The following is a 19,620-nucleotide window of genomic DNA, read 5'->3' on the forward strand; positions in this document are numbered from 1 at the left end:
TGGATTAGCCCCTACAAAACCGGACACCAACTCCCCGTTAAATTGATGCTGCCGCCAAGCGCCTGAACTCCCTCGGTGAGCGATATTTCAAGGCGCTGTGTGGATGCTGCTCGTTGTAATGCTCGAAGGCAATTGCCAGGTTACGCAGCGCCGTTTCTCTATCTGGTTTGGGCATATGCGCCACGTAGTCACGCTTGATAGTCTTTACGAAGCTCTCGGCCATGCCGTTGCTTTGCGGGCTACGCACCGGTGTCGTTACCGGTTGCAAACCGATCTGCCGGGCAAATGCGCGCGTCTGTTCAGCGGTGTATGCCGAACCGTTGTCGCTTAACCACTGCACTGGCGTAGTCGGCAGTTGGTCACCAAAACGCTTCTCTACGCTTTCCAGCATCAAGTCGCGGATATCATCGCCACTGTACCCGGTCGGGCTCGCGACCCAGCCGATGGCTTCACGGTCACAGCAGTCCAGGGCGAAGGTCACGCTCAGTTTGGCGCCATCCTCGCATCGGAACTCAAAGCCGTCCGAGCACCAACGCGTATCGCTGGTTTTCACGGCAATACGGCCTTCGTGCCGACGCGGCACGCCGGGCTGTTTGATCCGGCGCTCAAGCAGCAGGTTGTGATCACGCATGACCCGGTAAACCCGCTTTACATTGATCGCAGGGAGTCGTTGCTTTTCTCGTGCACGGCGCAGTAATCCCCAGACGCGACGGTAGCCATAGCTGGGCAGCTCGCTGACCTGTTGCTGAATTTCGACTACCAACTCAGCGTCATTCACAGGCCTGCTTCGCCGTACTCTGGGCGATAGCGATTGCTTGATCCGAACCGTTAATTGCGAGCGCGCCACACCGAGACATTTGCTGACCAGCTTCACTGGTCGTCCCCCGGCAACAAGGGTGAGTGCGCAATCCATTTTCGCGACCGGGCGATCTCTACGGCCTCTTTTAGAACTTCGGCTTCCATCGTCTTCTTGCCCAGCATCCGCTGCAATTCGCGGATCTGCTTGAGCGCATCGGTCAGTTCCGACGCCGGTACAACGGCTTCGCCAGCACTGACCGCCGACAAGCTTCCGTCCTGGTAAAGCTTGCGCCACAGGAACAGCTGGTTGGCGTTGATGCCGTTGCGTCGGGCCACTACGGACACGCTTTGTCCCGGTTCAAGGCTCTCGCGAACCATTGCCAGTTTCTGGTCGGTGCTCCAGCGACGCCGGCGCTCCTGGCCGAGCAATTCGCCACCCTTATTATTGCTGTTAGTCATAAACATACCCGTTTGCCTATCCCTTATCTTAAGGGGGGAACGGTGTCCTGTCTTTCATGGGGCTCGTTCAATTAGCGCTTCCCGCGCCTACTTTGGCATCTGACGTTAAGCATTAGAAAAATGCATGGCAGGGATGCTGATTTCCCGCGTTTTCATTAAGCACACTTTTCTAAAGAATGGGTTCACCTCCACTCTCAGGATCTGCAAAAAATGCAAGTCACCGAACTGATAATTCAACAGATTCCTCCTGCGCTCAAATTTTTCACCGGTCAGGATGAGTACGAGATTCCTGCGTTGTGGCTCCGTGAAAAAACCCAAGATCCAGAGTCGACGGACGTTAATACCCAGCAGCGCCTGTTCGATTCTCATCTCATCGATCCAGACGTTCAATTGACAGAGATAGAGCCCCTTTCACAAGGGCGGGTTCGCATTGCTTTCAGCGACGGCCATAGTGCCCACTACACAACAGAGTATCTGCTGGCCGAAATCGTTGACGCCGATCACAGTCCAGCGCCCATTGCCTGGGATAGCAGTTTAGATCAGCGGTTGATTCGTCATGACTGGCGAGCGCTGACCGATAGCAAAGCGTTTGAAGCGGCTCTTATGGCCTACCTGCAATATGGCTATATTGTCCTTGCGAACGTCCCGAATACTCCTGAGCAGGTGCTCGAAGTAGGTCGAAAATTTGGGTACGTCAAGGAAACCAATTTTGGCACTTATTTCGAAGTTCGTTCAAAACCGAAGGCGAACGACTTAGCTTATAGCACCGTGACCTTGGGCCCACATACCGATAATCCCTACCGTGACCCTGTGCCGGGCATCCAGCTCTTGCACTGCTTGGTCAACGAAACCACAGGTGGGCTCTCGACGATGGTGGATAGCGTTAAGGTGGTGGATGCGCTTATGCAAGAAGACCTTGCAGGCTACATGCGCCTCAAAAACACACCGGTTCGCTTTCGGTTTGTAGATAAAGGTGTAGAGCTGACCACCCGACGTCCGATGATCAAGACCGATGAGGCCGGGCATACCCTTGGCGTGCACTACAGTCCACGGTTGGACAGCTTGCCGCTTCTGAGTCCCGCCGAAGTGCGAGCATTCCATAAAGCACGTAAGCGCTTGGCCGAATTGTTCAATCATCCACATTATGAGGTGAGGTTCCGGCTAGCCGCCGGAGAGCTGATGTTTTTCGACAACAGCCGAGCTCTTCATGGCCGCACAAGCTTCAACCCGTCCGAAGGAGCAAGGCATCTGCAAGGATGCTACATAGACTTAGACGGGCCGCGTGAGCGTTTGAGCGAAATCATCAAACGATCCAAACAAACCGAAGAGGCCGCATGATATGGAGCAGGTCGAGTTCATCCGCATGAAAGATGGAACGTCCGAGGAATACCACTTCCTTGAGCATCTGGAGAGTGAGTTCAACAAAGGGCTGGCTGATCGGATTTTGAATGCACTGCAAGGGTTGGCCACTACGCTAAGCGGTTACAAAATCAACCGTCTTGAGCATTCCTTGCAAACGGCTGCCCGCGCTGAGGCAGACGGTGCAGATGAAGAAATGATCGTAGGCGCCCTTATCCATGACATCGGTGACGATCTCGCGCCGTATAACCACTCGCAGTACGCGGCATCGATCATACGACCTTACGTACGTGGCGAGGTTGCCTGGGTGTTGCATCATCATGGACTGTTCCAGAACTTCTACTATGCCCATTACTTCGGCGGGGATCGTAACGAGAGGGATCGCTACAGAGAGCATCCATGCTTCCAGCTATGCGCAGATTTTTGTGAGCGTTGGGATCAAGCTTCTTTTGACCCAGCGTTCCCAACCCCAGATCTGGAGCACTTCGCACCAATGGTCAGGAAAATATTCTCTCGCAAGCCGTTTGATCCCGAAGTGATAGGTGCTGAGTACCCTCTTGGCTGACCGACTGGATATCGTCTATCCCGAGTCCGAAAGTACCTTAAGCTTTGGGCTCGGGAACTATGCATTTAGTTAATCTTTCAGGATAAGTTCTTTGCCCTTTCCCGACAAGCGTGGAAGCGGGCTTGGATGGCTCTGTCGCTCCAACTGCATCCAAAGGTTGAGAAAATTCAAGCTTCGGCAAACACGCCTTGCGTAGCTAAACGGACGCCCACTTGTGCGGGAGCAACTCCGTAATCCCACTCGCCCGCTGCGTCGGTAGCCGCGTCAGGACATCCTTGAGATAGGCGTACGGGTCATGACCATTTAGCCGCGCTGAGTGGATCAAACTCATGATCGCCGCAGCCCGTTTTCCGCTGCGTAGCGATCCTGCGAAGAGCCAGTTCTTGCGCCCAAGAGCCCATGGCCTGATCTGGTTGTCGGGTAGTCAGACGCGGTTGCCCGCGTCCACCCCCCTAAGAACCGTGCATGCGAGTTTCCCAGCACACGGCTCAAGCCTCTACAAAGGCACTTTTAAGTACCCAGCTATACCTCTTTGACATTGGCGTACTGCTGATCTCTGGGGCAACGCAGATGGTAGATTTCAAGATTGACTGCGGCGTCCGTCCGTCGTCCCCCAGCTTTACGATATGGCGACTATGCCACGGCGTATCTTTGGTAACGGGCTTGTGACAAGCAGAACATAGGCCACCTTGCTGTCGCCAAACGCGATACAGCTTCGCTCGTCCCTTCGTTGATTTGAGCATTTTCTTGCCCCATCGGAACTCGAAATATTCATCCCAATTGGGGTCATGCGGGTTGGCAGCAGCCTTGATCTTGATGTGCCGCACAATCGGCGTGTCCGATTCCTTCAGTAAGGTGTATTCCCTTGCCTTACCGTCTGCGTATTTTTCAACGGTGGTAAACACCCACCGGCGCGATCCTCGGACTTTGAAATACCTGTCCTTGACCCACCGGGTTCCTTTGCGCGGATGCCGTCTCACCGCCCAGCGCCAAAGCATTGTCCAGACTTCGCTGTCTACCTGATTGAAGACTTTCTTGGCGACCACGTGGCTATGATAGTTCGCCCATCCCCGTAAAATTGGGTTAAGCAGCCCGATCAAATTGACCTGTTTGATCGCCTTGTTGGTCTTGATCACTTCCCGGAGCTTGGCAAGGTGAGACCTGATGTTCGCTTTCGATGGCTTGATCAGGAGCTTGCCGTTGTACTTGCGCAAGTTCCATCCGAGGAAGTCGAACCCGTCCCCTATGTGCGTTATTTTGGTTTTTTCCGGAGAGAGGACAAGTCCACGCTCTGCCAGAAACTCAACCACGGCGGGCCTGACTTCATTCTCCAGCCACTCTTTCGAACAGCCAGTGATGATGAAGTCATCTGCATAACGCACCACGCGCATCTTTCGAGCTGTCCACTTTGTATTGGGAAACTTCTTCGCCAGCATCGCTTCCAAACCATCCAGCGTCATGTTGGCCAACACCGGAGAAATGATGCCTCCCTGCGGGGTTCCGGTGTGGCTAGGGAATAGCTCATTCTGGTAGACGTAACCGGCTTTGAGCCATTTCTGCAAAATCGCTTTATCCATGGGGATGTTGGCGATCAACCAGTCATGGCTGATATTGTCGAAACAGCCTTGAATGTTGCCCTCTAACACCCTCTCCGCGTTTGCTTTTCGTGACAGCACACCAAAGCACTGTGCGGCGGCATCGGCAGTTGAGCGTTCCGGCCTGAACCCATAAGAGTTCGGATCGGCGGTGGTTTCTGCTATCGGTTCCAGAGCCAGCAAGTGGAGCGCCTGCATGGCCCGGCATTTCATCGCGGGAATTCCGAGAGGTCTCGTCTTGCCGTTTTTCTTCGGAATAAGCACTCTCCGAAGCGGAAGCGGCGAGTAGCCTCGCCGCTTCAATGACGCTATCGCACGGATCTTGGCCCCTGGTGTATTCCAAGTGATCTTGTCCACACCGGGGGTATTCTTGCCTCTGTTTTCAGACACCCGTTTCACGGCTAAAGCTTTGCCGCTAAACGAGTGAGTCAGCAGCCATTGCAGGGCTTTCGCCTTGTTATGTCTGCCGTCTTGTACGGCCTTCACAATACGCGCTTGCAGCCCTCTTACTCGACGTTGAGCGTCGGCCCAATTGATGCCGTCCCACGACGTGCCGGAAGGTGCACACGCCAGTGCTGCTGCGTTCATTTGCTCTCCTTCCGTTGAAAGGGTTCTACCTACTCTCTTGTGAAGAGAGACCATGAGGACAGCAGGGCCGGCTTTACACCTACTACATTCGCGAAAACTGGTATCTCACCCGCCAGGAATTCGACCGTTACTGCAAATGGGCCGCCGCGCAACTGAAAAACGTGCGCTACCAACATAACGTGCAGGAAATCTGGCATGACCCCAAACGTGCCTGCTACGTCGTCGCCGGCGCTTGCGGGCCGCACAACACCGCGTTCCAACTACTGACTAAAAAGCTTGTGATCGGCATCGGCGGGGTGCCATACATACCCGCCTGCGTCACCAAGGCCGAGGGCGCCGTCGAGGCCGTACACACCTCGAACTATCTGAGCAACAAGGCCAACCTGCAACGTTGCAAGAACATCACGGTCATCGGCAGCGGGCAAAGCGGTGCCGAGGTCTATCAAGACTTGCTGCTGGAGTCCGAACGCCACCGTTATACGCTCAACTGGGTCACCCGCGCTTCGCGCTTCTTCCAGATGGAGAACGCCAAGCTAACCCTGGAATTGATCACTCCCGACTATGGCAACTATTTCTACGGCCTCAAGCCTGAGGTCAAGCATCTGGTTCTGGACGACCAGCGCAGCATCTATAACGGCATCAACCAATCACTGATCGAACGCATCTACGAAACGCTGGACGAACGCAGCCACCGTGAAGCGCCGGCGACTCGCCAGATGACCAACCTGGCACTCAAGCACTGCGAACACGTGAGCGGCAGCCGCCAATGGGCGCTGACCTTCGAGCACACCCAACTGGGCCATCACTACACTCATTTCACCGACGGGCTGGTGTTCGCCACTGGCTATCGCTACCAGTTACCAAGCTTTATCGAAGGCATTCGCGAGCGCATTCGCTGGGACTCGGCTGGCCGCTACGAGCCATCGAAAAACTGGGCGGTAGACCACCAGAACCGCGAAATCTATGTACAAAACGTCGGCCTGCAAAGCCACGGGCTGACCAACCCCGACCTGGGCCTGGCCTGCTATCGAAACAGCCGTCTGTTGGCCGAACTGACCGGCCAAGACCCTTATCCCTGCGAGCCACATACCGCTTTCCAGGACTTCGCACCGGCCGCAGACAGCGGCTTCGAACTTCTCGACGGCCAAGGCACTTTCTCATGACGTTGCGCACTATCATCCTGATCATGTCGGCATTCGGCGTTATCAGTGATTCGATTCTGATCGCGTTCTACCCGCAGTTTTTCGAGGACCGCTACGGCATCAACAGCCCAGTGCATGTGGGTGCCTACATTGCCGCCATTTCCATCGCCGTGATGTGCATGCTGCCTGTGTGGGCACGGGTGGCTCGGCGAGTCGAGACTATGCACCTGCTCGCCTATACACAGCTCGCCGCCGCGCTGTTCTGCGTGATGTCGATCTGGGCACCCAACGCCCCGACCTATTGGCTGCTGACCATGCTCATGTTCATGACCAAGGCCAGCTACCTGTTGATGTTTCCGTATCTGATGCGCCTGCAGAAGCCCGATCAGCACAGCGTTACCATCGGCCTGCTGTCGGTCGTGGTGCACATCGGTGCCATCTTCGGCGCGGCGGTAGGCGGCCTGGTGCTTCAGCAATACGGACCGCGCCTGTGCATCGCCCTGATGGCCGCCGGCGACTTCATCCAGATGGGCCTGTGCCTGTATCTGATCCGCAGCGGCAAAGTGGTCAAGGTCCTGACGCACGAAGAAAGGAACCGCAAGGCGCCTCCCTTCAAGCGCGCACCCGGCACCTTGGCACTGCTGCTCAAACTCAGCCTGGTGATGCTGATCTTCGATTTCAGCGCCTACTTGGTGCGGCCATTTTTCACCCTGTACTGGGAAGTACAGCGCCGGGGTGCACAACCAGATGCTGACCGGTGTGATCTTTGCCATTCCCGGCATAGTCGCCCTGCTGGCGCTGATGATCAAACACTATGTGAAGAGCCCCCAGGCCTGGCTCGATCACACATTCGGCAACCTGTTGTTGGGCACCGTCGGGCTGTTGTTACAGGCTGCGCCGTCAATGCTGCTGATCATCGTCGGCCGCTGCCTGTATGGCTGGGCCATGTACCAGGTGATCGTCAAGCTGGAGGTCACCCTATTCAAGATCAGCACCCCCGACGCCTATGCCCGGGACTTCAGTATCACCAACTTTTTCCAGAACCTGGGCGTGCTGCTGTCGTCATTCGGCGCCGGCTACCTGGTGAGCCTGGTAGGCGTGCAAATGACCTTCGCCATTGCCGCCGCCGGCATGCTGCTCACAGCGGTCATCGACCGTTGGTCTTTGCGTGTTGATCGCTACCACCAGGTGCCCGCCCAGCTCGAAGGCGAAACGAGGGAAGAATGCCATGCGATATGACCTGATAACGCCCGCCGAAGGCCGTCCCGAACTCAACCCAGGCTTCAGCCTGCGGCCTCTGGACCTGACGAGCGACATCGCAGTGATTCACCCCTGGTACCAGATGGACTACGCCCACTACTGGAACATGCAGCACATGACTGCCGTTGCGACCCGCGACTTTTATGCCGACGGTGCCAGCAGTGGGCATCTGCATGCCTACATGGGCTTCTACCAAAACGCCCCGGCGTTCGTGGTGGAGTGCTACGACCCGGCCGATGACGCGCTGGGCAAGCTCTACCCGGTACAAACCGGCGATAGGGGCATGCACTTCTTCGTCGGCCCTTGTGAGCAGCCCATCCGCCATTTCACCCGCGACATTCTGCGCGTGGTCATGGCCTTCGTCTTCGACCACCTGCACGCCCGGCGTGTGGTCGTCGAGCCGGACATCCGCAACAGCAATGCGCATCGACTCAACGCAATGGTCGGCTTCGTCAACCAGGCCGTTATCGAACTTCCCAGCAAAACGGCCCAATTGGCTTTTTGTACCCCAGAAGACTTCACCAACTCTCTGAGAGGATGAATCCACCGATGAACACGCAAATTTCAAATTCGCCCGCTACTGCCGTCGTTCACCTCAACCCGCAGGTGTGGGCCAAGGTCAATCGTTTGCTGGTCCGCAAGGCCATCAGCGAATACGCTCACGAACAAGTCTTTAGCCCCACTCCCCTGGGTACCGCCGAACGTGAAGGCTGGTCGCATTATGTATTGCAGGCCGACACCGAGCAGTGCCGCTATCAATTCCAGGCGCGGAACATGGCCCTGCGCCACTGGGCTATCGATCCGGCCAGCATCGTGCGTGAGCTACAAGGCCAGACGCAGCCCGTCGACGCGCTGACGTTCATCAACGACTTCAAGCACACCCTAGGAATTCCGGCGGACAAGCTGCCGGTGTACCTGGACGAAATCAGTAGCACCCTGTTTGGCGCCGCCTATAAGCACAGCCGCGACTACCTGACCAGCAAGGCGTTGGCCGATGCCGACTATCAGGACTTCGAAAGCGCCATGACCGAAGGCCATCCAGGCTTCGTCGCCAACAACGGCCGCCTGGGCTTCAACGCGCTGGACTATCAGGCCTACACCCCGGAGACCGGCGCGCGTTTTCCGGTTATCTGGCTGGCCGTGCACACCGATAACGCCCATTTCGCCGCTATTCCCGGACTGGACCACGACACGCTGATGCGCCAGGAGCTGGGTAACGCGACCGTCGACGCGTATCGCCAGCAACTCACGACCCTAGGCCTGGACAGCAACGCCTATATTTTCATGCCGACCCACCCGTGGCAGTGGTACGAGAAGTTGAGCATCATGTTCGCCGCCGATGTCGCCAACCAGAAGATCATCGCTCTGGGCACCAGCGCAGACGAATACGTCGCACAACAATCGGTGCGCACCTATTTCAACACCAGCAATCCAGACAAATGCTACGTGAAAACCTCGCTGTCGGTCCTCAACATGGGCTTCATGCGCGGCCTCTCCCCGTACTACATGGCCGGTACTCCAGCCATAAACGCTTATCTGCACGAGCTAATTTCCAGCGACCCGGTACTCAACGACTACGGCTTCGGCATCCTGCGTGAAGTGGCCTCGGTGGGCTATCGCAACCGCTACTACGAAGCGGCACTGGAAACCGACAGCCCCTACAAGAAAATGCTGTCGGCACTGTGGCGCGAAAGCCCCATGAAACGCCTGAAGCCAGGCGAGCGCCTGATGACTATGGCCGCTCTGCTGCACATCGACCCTGAAGGCAATGCCTTGCTGCCTGAACTGATGCGCCGCTCGGGCCTGGAACCTGTGGCCTGGATGCGCCAATACCTCAAAGCCTTCCTGCAACCGTTGATTCACTGCTTCTATGCTCACCATCTGGTGTTCATGCCACACGGCGAGAACCTGATTCTGGTACTGGAAGGGCATGTACCGACACGGGTGTTCATGAAGGACATCGCCGAGGAATCGGCCATTCTCGACAAGAACGCCAAGATGCCCGAAGGCCTGGAGCGCCTAGCCGTGGACGTGCCTGAAGACTATAAGATCCTCGGTATTTTCATCGACGTGTTCGATGGCGTTTTCCGCCACATGAGTCAGATCCTCGAGGAAAACGGCTGCATGGTGGAAGAGACCTACTGGCGCACCGTGGCCGAATCGGTGATCGACTACCAACAGGCTCATCCCGAATTGCAGCACCGCTTTGATCGGTATGACTTCTTTGCGCCCTCATTCCTGCACTCCTGCCTGAACCGTCTGCAGTTGAAGAACAACTTGCAGATGGTCGATCTGGCCAATCCTGCCGGCAGCCTGATCATGGCCGACCCGCTGGATAATCCGGTGGCCCCTTTCGCGCCGTCACCCCGTCAATCCGCAGCGGTCACCAGCCGAGACAAACTGCAAGCATAGAAGCGCCGCGTTTGGCCTTTACAAGAGGCCAAACGCCCCCACACCACCTGCAAAACCGCGCCCCTGGAGCCCGTGCCGAGATGGCCTCAGTGAAATCAGCGCAAGGAGCAATTGAATGGCGAACTTCGGTCGCACTGCCCAAAAGGAAACTCTGCTGTCAGAGCTCCATGAGGAGTTACCTCAGCTACCGATTCACACCTATTGCGATCCTGAGATCTACAAGAAAGAACAAGAGTTGATTTTTCAGAACAGTGCCCGGTACATAGGGCATGAAATGATGGTGCCCAATGTAGGCGACTGGTACGCCCTTCCCCACGACGACTATTCGCGCATTCTGGTGCGCAATGAAAATGGGGTCGAGCTTCTTTCCAACGTCTGCCGTCACCGACAGGCCTTGATGCTCGGCGACTTCAGCCCCGACGCTCCGGATTCGATGATCCGCCGCGGCAACCTGCGCGCGACGGGGGGGCGCATCATGTGCCCTCTGCATGCCTGGACCTACGACAACACCGGCTTGATCGTCGGTGCGCCGAAGTTTCCCGAGCGGCCATGCCGCAACTTGCCTCGCTATCCCTTGCACAACGTCGGCGGCTTCCTGTTCGAAGGCCCGCGCGACCCTGTCAACGACATCGCCAAACTCTTCAACCACCCGGAAATGGACTTCAGCGGCTACGCCATGGACCACGTGGAAATGCACCCCTGCAAGTGCAACTGGAAAACCTTCCTCGAGATATACAACGACGATTATCACATCGCTAGTTTTCACCCGGGGCTACGCAAATACGTGCGCAGCGAAGGCTTGAAATGGGAGTACGACGATTGGTACAGCCTACAGCGGATCAATGTCACCAATAACCTAGAGCGCTCCGGCACAGATGCCTACAAAGCCTGGCACGACGGCCTGATCGCTGAATACGGCGATGGGGCGCCTGAGTTCGGGGCGATATGGGCCAGTTACTACCCCACTCATATGATCGAAGTATTTCCTCAAGCCCTGGTGTTATCGACCGTGTACCCCAAGGGAGTCCACGAATCGATCAACGTGGTGGAATTCTACTACCCGCAACACTTGATGGAGAACAATCGCGAACTTGTGGAATCCCACCGCGCGGCCTACATGGAAACCGCCATTGAAGATGACGAAATTGCCGAGCGTACCGACGCTGGGCGCCGGGCGCTCTACCAACGCGGGATCGACGACAGCGGTCCTTACCAAATCCCACTAGAAGAAGGCATGCAGCACTTCCACGGCTGGTACCGTTCGGTCATGGGGCGCGCTATTCATCCACGTTCCGCATGATCCTCTCCAACTACGCCGCTTCGCAACTCTGCCAATACCACCAACCTATAACCCATAACATAAATAGAAGCATCCACATGAACAGACACACCAACCCACACGATCGACTTTCACGGGTACGACCTTTCCAGGCTTCTTCAAGCTCTTTTACCCTAGCACTGGCATTGAGCGTGGGCCCCGTAGCCGGCCTGTTGACGCCGCTATACGTTCTAGCCGCCGAAACTGGGCAGACCGAGGACAGTACCGGATTGGTGCTCAACCCCGTGAATATAAATGCCGAACAGACGACGGTGCCCAGCATCACCGAACAAAGCGATTCGTACACCATCGGCGCGACCCGCACCGCTACACGACTTGATCTCTCACCTCGGGAAACACCACAAACCACCACCACGCTCACGCGTCAGCAACTCAAGGACTTCAAACTCAATAGCGCGAACGACGCACTACAGGCGGGTGGGGTGAGCGTACAACGGGTTGAAACCGACCGCACCTACTTCTCGGTACGCGGCTTTGATGTGTCCAACTTCCAGCTCGATGGCATTGGAATGCCATTCAGTTCCGAAGAACAGATGGGCGACATCGACACCTTTCTATACGACCATATCGAAGTGCTCAAGGGCGCCAACGGGCTGACCTCCAACCCTGGCAACCCGGCCGCGACCATCAACTTTGTGCGCAAACGCCCCACTCACGAGTTCCAGGCCGAAGGCTCGATCGGCTATGGCTCCTGGCAAAACCGTCGCAGCGAGTTTGATGTGTCCGGCCCCATGAACGATGAGGGCACGCTCCGCGGGCGCGCCGTGTTTGCAGGCCAGGAAGGCAACTCCTACCTGGACCGCTACTCCACCAGCAAAACGGTGTTTTCTGGGGTACTGGAAGCCGACCTTACCGACAGCACCACCGCTACTCTGGGCTATTCGGAACAACGCAACCGGCCCGATGGCATCATGTGGAGCGCATTGACGCTGTACAACACCGACGGCTCCAAAGTGGACTACAGCCGCTCGCACAACACCGCGCCGGATTGGAGTTACTGGGACACCAACGACAAGCAGACCTTCGGAGAATTGCTGACTGACTGGGGCGGAGGCTGGCAGACCAAAGCCTCCCTCAACTACCGTGAAATCACTTCTGACGCCGAAATGCTCATGGCTGGTGGCGTGCCCGACGCCGTAACGGGCCTGGGCCTAACCACCTACGCTTCAAAATTTAATCGCGCCGAACGGCAACTGCTGGGCGACATTTACTTGAAGGGTCCATTCGAGCTGTTCGGTCGTTCCCACGAAGTGGTGGTGGGCACCAACTGGTCCCGTGACGACTCCCACTGGACCTCCCGCGACGATGCTCTCAATATCGCCTTGCCGCCGGTATGGGAATACGACGGCGACTACGCGAAACCGGCCTTCGCCAATGTCACCAGCTCCGCAGACTACACAACCTACCGTCATGGCTATTACGCGGCGGGCCACTTCAACGTCACCGACGACTTGAAGCTGATCGCCGGTGCCAACTTTACCAAACTTGAAAGCAGCGGTGAGCGAACGGGTGCGGCCAATGACTACAGCAAATCGAAAGTAACGCCGTTCATACTACGGCGCCGTCTATGACTTTTCGCCCAATTATTCGGCGTATGTCAGTTACACCGAAATCTTCAACCCGCAGACGCAAATCGACGCTTCGCAAAAACTGTTAGCCCCTGTGGAAGGCAACAGCGTCGAGGGAGGGATCAAAGGCGAGTGGTTCGATAAACGCCTCAATGCCAGCATGTCCCTGTTCCGCACCAAACAGAACAACACCGCCGAATATAGCGGATACGACACCACCGGTGGCTTCTCTTACTACACCGCGGTCGATACCATTTCCGAGGGTTACGAACTGACCGTGGCTGGCGAACTGGCGCCAGGCTGGGAAGTGAACGGTGGCCTGACTCACCTGTTCTCATTGAAAAACGATGAGGGCGAAAAAACCCGCACCTACATACCGCAAAACTCCATCTATTTGAGCACATCCTACAAAGTGCCGCAGGTCAAAGGGCTTAAAGTGGGCGGTAGCGTCAACTGGCAGAGCGATATCTTCCGCGAACAAGGCACCAGCACTAGTGGCGACACGATCATCAGCCGCCAGGGTTCTTACGCGGTAGCCAACGCATTGGCCAGCTATGATATCGACGCGCACTTCAACGTGTCGCTTAACGTCAATAACCTGCTCGACCGAAAATACCTGACCAGCCTGTACTGGTCGCAGTCCTACTACGCCCCTTCACGTAACGCGATGGTGACGCTGGCCTGGAAATACTAAAACGCTAAGCAGCGAGCAGCCGGAAAACCTGGCCGCTCGCAACTTAAAACTGCATTCCTTGAGCAATGGCGACCGCTAGGTTTTCTACACAGAAAATGCCGCCATGAGTCCAGGTCGAACGAATTGCTGCCACTCGTCCCTGCTCTACAAACGGCATCCGCTGCCACAATCGAGTGCTGAACAAGCGCTCGCGTTGCGCAAACGGCTCGATGTACAACACGACGCCCTGTTCTATACGCCCAAGTTCGGTAACCGGAACCTGCACATTCCCCCAACGACTGGCCGGAGTCGGGTAAGCCGGCTGTAACCCGAGTAACTGCATGGCGTGCTCGGGCATTGAGTTAGGCCCCATGATGAACACGGCCGTGGGCGAGGTGAAACGCACTACTGTGACTTTGGGCGGGTGACCGGCGAAACGCTCGGCAATAGAGCGGCGCAGTACGGCAATATGCTCGTCCATGGCAGCCAATTGCTGTTGCGCGACCTCGACGCGACCCAGACGCCAAGCCAGGTCGAGAAAGTTACGCCGTTGCAGCAAGCGGTTGTTCTGAGCTTGGGTGAAGTCGCCATACACCACCACCGGTGCGATGCGCTGTAACTGCGGGCGGATGTCCTCCAGCAATGGTGTGATCAGAATGAGATCAGGTTTTAGTTGGGCCAGCAAGTCCATGTTCGGCTCATTGCGGCTACCGGCATCGGGCACCGAAGTGGGCAGTTCAGGATGCACCACCCAAGTACGGTAATCTGGCGCTTCTGCCACCGCTACAGGGGTAATACCTAGTTTCAGTAGGTGCTCGACCATCTCCCAACTCAGCGCAACCACCCGCGGCGATTCACCGCTGTGGCCAACAGCGGACACAGCATCAGCAAGCAACCCAGCCACACCGCACGCCGCCGCTTCATGGCAAGCGCTGCCGAACTAGCAGGTACACGAAATACAGACCACAAAGCACTGAAGCGACGATGCCCACCGGTACTTGCAAGGGGAAAATTACAGTACGACCCAACCAATCAGCGATCAGCATCAGCAGCCCCCCGAGCACAGCAGCCAGCCACCACTGCGCAACCACCCGGCGGGCGCCGAACAGTGCCGCCATATGCGGTGCCAGCAGACCGACAAAACCTACCGGCCCCAGCAGGCTGGTGACCAGGGCACACAGCAGCGCGGCCAGCACCAGCAATACCAGACGCACCCGCCGCACCTCCAGGCCACGGCTGCGAGCAATACCGTCGTCCATGGAAATCAGGGTCAAAGCCCGATGGAACAACAAGCTCAGCGCCGACAGCAACGCCACGCTCACAGCCAGCCCAACTGACTGACCAGCAGACACCCGATAGGTCGAACCGGCCAGCCAGCCAAGCAAGGCCAAGGAGTCAATAGATGCCTTGACCAGGCAGAATTGTAGACCGGTGTTGAGCAGCGCGCCCAGAGCAATCCCCACCAGTACCATCACGCCAGGGGCATAGTCATGGCGACGGCCCAGCACCAGCAACAAGCCAAGCACGATCATGCTGCCGCTGAACGCCGCCAGCGGTGCCTTGAGCCAAAACAGGTTGTTACCCGCCACCAGCAAGATCAGCATCACTGCCAGAGCAGCACCGGCGGTGATGCCAAGGATGTCCGGACTGGCCAAAGGATTGCGCAACAGCCGTTGCAGCAGTAGCCCGGCCACCGCCAGCCCGCTACCGGCGGCAACCGCAGTCAGCACCCTTGGCCAACGCAGCGACCAGACCAGGGACGACGGCCATTCCAGTAACCAACCGTCGAGGCTGCGATTGACACAAAGGCTCAGCAGCAGCGTCAGGCCCACCATTAGCGGCAACGTCCAGCGTAGCCGCACTGCCAGTCCTCGTGCAGACGTACCCACCAGACTCAGGGAACGCATGTCATTGGCCGCCAGTTGTCGGCGCGACAGCCATAACAAGACCGGGGCACCAATCAACGCTGCAGTGGCACCGGTCGGCACCAGGTCGCCCAGAGAGTTGGTCAAGAGCAAAGCCAGGGTATCGCTGCCTAGGAGCACCAGCATGCCCAGCAGGCTGCTGTATAACAGTTCGTCGCGCGGCGTGCGCGCCCCAAGCAGCCGTGCCAGGTTAGGCGCGATCAGGCCGATGAAACCAATCAGACCCACCGCGGTGATCGCCACCGCGCTTAGCCACAGAGCCGACAAAAATAGCACCAGCAACACCGGCCAGAGATTCAAACCTCGACCTCGGGCGGCCCGGCTACCCAGCTGCAGCAAAGCCAGTGGCCGTGGCGCAAACATGATCAGCAGCGCCCCTACCGCCAGTTTGGGCCATAGCCAGCTCACAAAATACCAGTCTATCTGCCCCAGGTCGCCCGCTCCCCACACGGAAACCCCACGGTTTTGCTGGTGGTCAATCAGCAAAATCGCCGCCGCCACCGCGCCCAGCAGCAAGTTCATCGCCATACCGGCCAAGACCATGGGCAAACCAGCAATACCATCGCGCCCGGCAATCAGCAGAACCACGCCGACCGCCAGCACCGCACCGCACAATGCCGCCCACTCGCCATGACTTGCGACCAGCGCTGGCGCCACAGCACTCAAGCACAGCAACCCCAGCCAGGCACCCGACGAAACACCGATGGTCATCGGCGATACCAAGCGGTTCTGGGTCAACTGTTGCAACAAGCTGCCGGACAAGCCCATGGCAGTCCCCACCAACAAGGCCATAAGCAGCCGTGGAAGAACAGCGAGCGAGAAGGTCAGGTTGTCCAGGCTATCGTCACTGGGAGCCAGGGCCTGAGCCAACTGTTGGCTCAGGCCCAATGGTGTACTGATCTGCAAATAAAGCAGCACTAGCACGGCAAGCAAACTCAGGCTGAGTAGGTAACGTCGTAGCACGGTATGGCCACTCCCGGCGAAAATATCCGGCGCCGCGCAATCGACCGGATCAGTTGACAACGGCAATCTTATTTCTATGGTCGGGCTGATCCAGCAGTTGAATGGCGACACCATAGAGCTCGCTCAACAGCTCGCTGCACAGCAATTGCTCGGGGCTGCCATCGAAAAATACCCGGCTCTGCTTCAGCGCGACAATGCGATCGGCATAGCGGGCGGCGAGATTGATGTCATGCAGGATGGCGACGATACCGCGCCCGGCCGAGCGGTTGAGCTGGCGCAATAGCGACATCAGTTCATATTGATGGGCCAGGTCCAATGCCGAAGTGGGTTCGTCCAGCAGAATCAACGGTGCCTGCTGCGCCAGTGACATGGCAATCCAGGCCCGCTGGCGCTCGCCGCCAGACAGGCTATCGGCTAAGTGTTCAGCGTAATGGCCGATATCTGTTTGCTGCAGGGCCCGCTCGGTCAAGCGGTAGTCCTCGGCTTGCCAGCGCCCAAACAGACCACGCCAGGGGTAACGCCCCAACAACACCAACTCACGCACGGTCAGCCCAGGAGCTTCGGGGAAATGTTGAGGCAGAAAGGCTACGTGGCGGGCGAAGTCACGCGCGCTGTACTGTTCCAGCGGTTTGTTGTGCAACTCGACATGACCTCTGTCGGCAGTGAACTGCCGGGCCATGAGGTTCATCAACGTCGATTTTCCTGAGCCGTTGTGACCCAAAATTACAGTGAACTGATCGCAGGCGATATGCAGCCGCTCTACGGCTAGAATAGTGCGTGCGTCACGCCTTACAGCAATGCCTTGCAGACTCAGCATTGCAGCGTGAACTCCTCGCGCAGACGCTGGCAACGCTCTTCCTGTTTGTATTTGGGGCAAGTGCTGCACAATTCGCCATCGGCTCGGCGAAAATGCTGGCAGCACACTTTTCGCCCTAGCGCCAGACATTGGCGCCCGTCATCGGTCTGCACCTCAATCAACGAACTGCCCGGCGACAAGGCCAACGCTTCCATCCATTGTCCCTCCAGGTCGCGTACCTGGGCATTGCCCATGGGTTGGCAGCGGTCGACCCACAATAATGCTGCCCGAGCGCAGTCGGCGGCCAGCAGACGGGCCATTTTTGGGTAAATCTGGCAGACGCTGTTAAAGTCGCTCAGTTGCCGGTCGACAAATTGGCACAACTGCTCGGCCGCAAAGCCGATCAAATCGGCCTGACGGCCTTGGCGCGGCCAGTGAGGGGGCAAACAGAAACCACCGACCTGTCCCTCGCTGACGGTCTGGCCCATTTTCGCCAAGCTCGGCACCTGATGGGATAGATGCACCGCCAACAGGCTCAAATAAATTGGCTGCCAGATCACCAGTGACCAACTGTGAATGGCCCAGTAATGCGGCCCGGCCTCGGGGTGCGCAGAAACCCAATGGGCATGCAATGCTGCGATCCTAGATGGGTTGCTGGCACAGCCGTCAACCAGTTCGCCGCTACGGGCCTCACCCACTCGACCGGCCATTCGGGGGAGTGCCTTGGTAGCAGTGTTTATCAATCGAGCAAGGTCTGTGGTGGCTTGGCACATGTCGTTCAACCTCTTGACCCTGCCGAAGCAAAGAAGGTCGGATCCAGGAAGAAAGACGCTTAGTAGAACACACCAACACTAATGATTCAAATTACCATTTGATAATAATTATCAACAAAAGACCTCTACTCAGCCTCCACTTTATCGATGCAGAAGCTTTTGACTCGACTTATCCTATGTTTTCTGAAGAAGCGCACCAACAAACAAACCGGCATTCGCAACGTGCTGTTTAACCTAATAGAAATGCTTGGCTGCTGGTGAAACACCGTAAACGAAAAAAGTCGCACAAGGCGGCTATTTCCGTGGTTTCCAGGCGTTCAGTGGGCCTTGATGGAAGCAAATATAGCTTAGCGGACGGGATCATAATTTGTTCTCCAGCTATCTGAAAAGCTTAGATTTTCAAAGCGTAGTCTTTTGCTGATGTACTTAACTATGTACTCATTTCTTGCCGCTGTGAAGCGGCCTAGGCTCTGTACGAAATCCTTTGAAACCTCCTTGCTGACGTAATCCGGTAAAGTCCGCTGCCATCAAAGGCTGGAGCCTCGATTACGATGGCAAAACGGTACGAAATCCCCAATGCGGCGTGGGAGCTGGTCGCGGATATCTTCACGGAGTACCGGCGTACTGGCCGGCCCAGAACCGATGACCGCCTGATGCTCAATGGTGTGTTGTGGGTGCTCTGCTCTGGCGCGGCCTGGCGGGACATGCCCGAGCGTTTTGGCCCATGGTCAACGGTCTATCAGCGGTTCAGGGACTGGCGTAACCAGGGCACGTTCGATCAGATGCTCAAGCGCCTTCATCTCAAACTGAACGAGAAGGGCATGATCGATCTGAAGACTTGGATGATCGACTCCACCGCAGTGCGAGCAACCCGAGCCTCTTCAGGTGCCGGGAAAAGGGGGGGCCTGAAGAACCGCAAGACCACGCGCTCGGCCGCAGCCGGGGCGGCCTGACGACCAAGATTCACATGCTGTGCGATTCCAACGGAATACCGCTGCGTTTTCTGTTGTCGGGCGGTAATGCCAGCGACATCACCTATGCACAGCCCCTGCTGGATGGCGCATCTGTACCCAGCCTGCGCGGGCGTCCTCGCAAACGCTGCCAATGGTTATTGGCCGACAAGGGGTATGACGCCGAGGCTTTACGCAAATACTGCGACCGTTACCGGATGCGCTCGGTGATCCCGTTACGCGACATGAAACGCAAGCCCAAGCCCGGTTTGCCGAGGCTTTTTGATCGTCCCAAGTACCGACAGCGCAACATCATTGAGCGCATGTTTGGCTGGTTGAAGGAGAACCGTCGCATCGTGACCCGCTTCGACAAGCTGGCGAGAAGTTATGCGGCTATGGTCTCGCTGGCTTGTTCCATGCGGTGTTTGCGACAGTACTTTTCGTACAAAGCCTAG

15 protein-coding genes and 3 pseudogenes are annotated in these 19,620 nt (G+C 57.1%); 11 read left to right on the plus strand and 7 right to left on the minus strand.

All coding sequences use genetic code 11. From position 1 onward, the window contains the following. Nucleotides 1–37: 37 nt before the first annotated feature. Nucleotides 38–1,257 (minus strand): IS3 family transposase gene (locus BFQ04_RS28480; protein ID WP_371914492.1). Its coding sequence is split into 2 segments (ribosomal slippage): nt 38–912 and nt 912–1,257, totalling 1,221 coding nucleotides; the frame shifts between segments, so codons are not numbered across the junction. Nucleotides 1,258–1,467: 210 nt separating this feature from the next. Here BFQ04_RS28480 and BFQ04_RS10575 point away from each other — a divergent pair. Together BFQ04_RS10575 and BFQ04_RS10580 are read left to right on the plus strand one after the other, a co-directional pair. Beyond that, nucleotides 1,468–2,595, plus strand: a complete 1,128-nt coding sequence (locus BFQ04_RS10575) for a TauD/TfdA family dioxygenase (protein WP_065950774.1) — start codon at nt 1,468–1,470, stop codon at nt 2,593–2,595. Between the two features lies 1 nt (nt 2,596). Next, complete coding sequence (locus BFQ04_RS10580) at nt 2,597–3,181, plus strand: HD domain-containing protein (RefSeq protein WP_065950775.1); 585 nt, start codon at nt 2,597–2,599, stop codon at nt 3,179–3,181. Nucleotides 3,182–3,377: 196 nt separating this feature from the next. Here BFQ04_RS10580 and BFQ04_RS28485 read toward each other — a convergent pair. Together BFQ04_RS28485 and ltrA are read right to left on the minus strand one after the other, a co-directional pair. After that, nucleotides 3,378–3,599 (minus strand): annotated as a pseudogene (locus BFQ04_RS28485) (transposase domain-containing protein); the annotation flags it as partial. A gap of 70 nt (nt 3,600–3,669) precedes the next feature. After that, entirely contained in the window at nt 3,670–5,364 is a 1,695-nt protein-coding gene (ltrA, locus tag BFQ04_RS10585; RefSeq protein WP_256544572.1) for a group II intron reverse transcriptase/maturase, read from the minus strand. 71 nt (nt 5,365–5,435) lie between these two features. Here ltrA and BFQ04_RS10590 point away from each other — a divergent pair. The 8 genes and pseudogenes from BFQ04_RS10590 to BFQ04_RS28495 all read left to right on the plus strand — a co-directional run. Then, nucleotides 5,436–6,527, plus strand: a pseudogene (locus BFQ04_RS10590) (lysine N(6)-hydroxylase/L-ornithine N(5)-oxygenase family protein); the annotation flags it as partial. Beyond that, nucleotides 6,440–6,814: pseudogene (locus tag BFQ04_RS30395) on the plus strand (hypothetical protein); the annotation flags it as partial. The pseudogenes BFQ04_RS10590 and BFQ04_RS30395, both read left to right, overlap by 88 nt. Nucleotides 6,815–7,253: 439 nt before the next feature. Continuing rightward, the gene (locus BFQ04_RS29830; RefSeq protein ID WP_065950777.1) at nt 7,254–7,745 is read left to right on the plus strand and encodes a hypothetical protein; all 492 of its coding nucleotides are present in this window, start codon (nt 7,254–7,256) and stop codon (nt 7,743–7,745) included. Then, nucleotides 7,735–8,307, plus strand: a complete 573-nt coding sequence (locus tag BFQ04_RS10600) for a GNAT family N-acetyltransferase (protein WP_065950778.1) — start codon at nt 7,735–7,737, stop codon at nt 8,305–8,307. The genes BFQ04_RS29830 and BFQ04_RS10600 overlap by 11 nt, the downstream gene beginning before the upstream one ends. Nucleotides 8,308–8,315: 8 nt before the next feature. Further along, on the plus strand, nt 8,316–10,178 hold the full coding sequence (locus BFQ04_RS10605; protein ID WP_065950779.1) for an IucA/IucC family protein: 1,863 nt from the start codon (nt 8,316–8,318) through the stop codon (nt 10,176–10,178). A 115-nt stretch (nt 10,179–10,293) separates the two neighbouring features. Beyond that, nucleotides 10,294–11,478: an aromatic ring-hydroxylating oxygenase subunit alpha gene (locus tag BFQ04_RS10610; RefSeq protein ID WP_083217958.1), complete on the plus strand. Its 1,185-nt coding sequence runs from the start codon at nt 10,294–10,296 to the stop codon at nt 11,476–11,478. A 170-nt stretch (nt 11,479–11,648) separates the two neighbouring features. Beyond that, nucleotides 11,649–13,088: a TonB-dependent siderophore receptor gene (locus tag BFQ04_RS28490; protein WP_175413274.1), complete on the plus strand. Its 1,440-nt coding sequence runs from the start codon at nt 11,649–11,651 to the stop codon at nt 13,086–13,088. Nucleotides 13,089–13,128: 40 nt separating this feature from the next. Then, on the plus strand, nt 13,129–13,779 hold the full coding sequence (locus BFQ04_RS28495; protein ID WP_256544574.1) for a TonB-dependent siderophore receptor: 651 nt from the start codon (nt 13,129–13,131) through the stop codon (nt 13,777–13,779). Nucleotides 13,780–13,822: 43 nt separating this feature from the next. Here the strand turns inward: BFQ04_RS28495 and BFQ04_RS10620 are convergent, their stop codons facing one another. The 4 genes from BFQ04_RS10620 to BFQ04_RS10635 form a co-directional block, all read right to left on the minus strand. Further along, a complete protein-coding gene (locus tag BFQ04_RS10620; RefSeq protein ID WP_139111913.1) occupies nt 13,823–14,581 on the minus strand; it encodes an ABC transporter substrate-binding protein in 759 nt (252 codons plus the stop codon). 97 nt (nt 14,582–14,678) lie between these two features. Next, nucleotides 14,679–16,607, minus strand: a complete 1,929-nt coding sequence (gene fhuB, locus BFQ04_RS10625; RefSeq protein WP_003417085.1) for a Fe(3+)-hydroxamate ABC transporter permease FhuB — start codon at nt 16,605–16,607, stop codon at nt 14,679–14,681. A gap of 88 nt (nt 16,608–16,695) precedes the next feature. Further along, on the minus strand, nt 16,696–17,463 hold the full coding sequence (locus BFQ04_RS10630; protein WP_065950780.1) for an ABC transporter ATP-binding protein: 768 nt from the start codon (nt 17,461–17,463) through the stop codon (nt 16,696–16,698). Next, a complete protein-coding gene (locus tag BFQ04_RS10635; RefSeq protein WP_065950781.1) occupies nt 17,457–18,215 on the minus strand; it encodes a siderophore ferric iron reductase in 759 nt (252 codons plus the stop codon). The genes BFQ04_RS10630 and BFQ04_RS10635 overlap by 7 nt, the downstream gene beginning before the upstream one ends. A gap of 551 nt (nt 18,216–18,766) precedes the next feature. Here BFQ04_RS10635 and BFQ04_RS28500 point away from each other — a divergent pair. Then, nucleotides 18,767–19,620 (plus strand): IS5 family transposase gene (locus BFQ04_RS28500; protein ID WP_139111911.1). Its coding sequence is split into 2 segments (ribosomal slippage): nt 18,767–19,120 and nt 19,123–19,620, totalling 852 coding nucleotides; the frame shifts between segments, so codons are not numbered across the junction.

This window comes from Pseudomonas sp. 37 R 15 (genome assembly GCF_900004865.1).
Classification (GTDB): domain Bacteria; phylum Pseudomonadota; class Gammaproteobacteria; order Pseudomonadales; family Pseudomonadaceae; genus Aquipseudomonas; species Aquipseudomonas fluorescens_AM.

Excerpts from the sequence above, each read along its gene's own strand:
- BFQ04_RS10575 (WP_065950774.1), top strand. The coding sequence starts at position 1,468 with ATGCAAGTCACCGAACTGATAATTCAACAGATTCCTCCTGCGCTCAAA.
- BFQ04_RS10580 (WP_065950775.1), top strand. The coding sequence starts at position 2,597 with ATGGAGCAGGTCGAGTTCATCCGCATGAAAGATGGAACGTCCGAGGAA.
- ltrA (WP_256544572.1), bottom strand. The coding sequence starts at position 5,364 with ATGAACGCAGCAGCACTGGCGTGTGCACCTTCCGGCACGTCGTGGGAC.
- BFQ04_RS29830 (WP_065950777.1), top strand. The coding sequence starts at position 7,254 with ATGCTGACCGGTGTGATCTTTGCCATTCCCGGCATAGTCGCCCTGCTG.
- BFQ04_RS10600 (WP_065950778.1), top strand. The coding sequence starts at position 7,735 with ATGCGATATGACCTGATAACGCCCGCCGAAGGCCGTCCCGAACTCAAC.
- BFQ04_RS10605 (WP_065950779.1), top strand. The coding sequence starts at position 8,316 with ATGAACACGCAAATTTCAAATTCGCCCGCTACTGCCGTCGTTCACCTC.
- BFQ04_RS10610 (WP_083217958.1), top strand. The coding sequence starts at position 10,294 with ATGGCGAACTTCGGTCGCACTGCCCAAAAGGAAACTCTGCTGTCAGAG.
- BFQ04_RS10620 (WP_139111913.1), bottom strand. The coding sequence starts at position 14,581 with ATGGTCGAGCACCTACTGAAACTAGGTATTACCCCTGTAGCGGTGGCA.
- BFQ04_RS10630 (WP_065950780.1), bottom strand. The coding sequence starts at position 17,463 with ATGCTGAGTCTGCAAGGCATTGCTGTAAGGCGTGACGCACGCACTATT.
- BFQ04_RS10635 (WP_065950781.1), bottom strand. The coding sequence starts at position 18,215 with ATGTGCCAAGCCACCACAGACCTTGCTCGATTGATAAACACTGCTACC.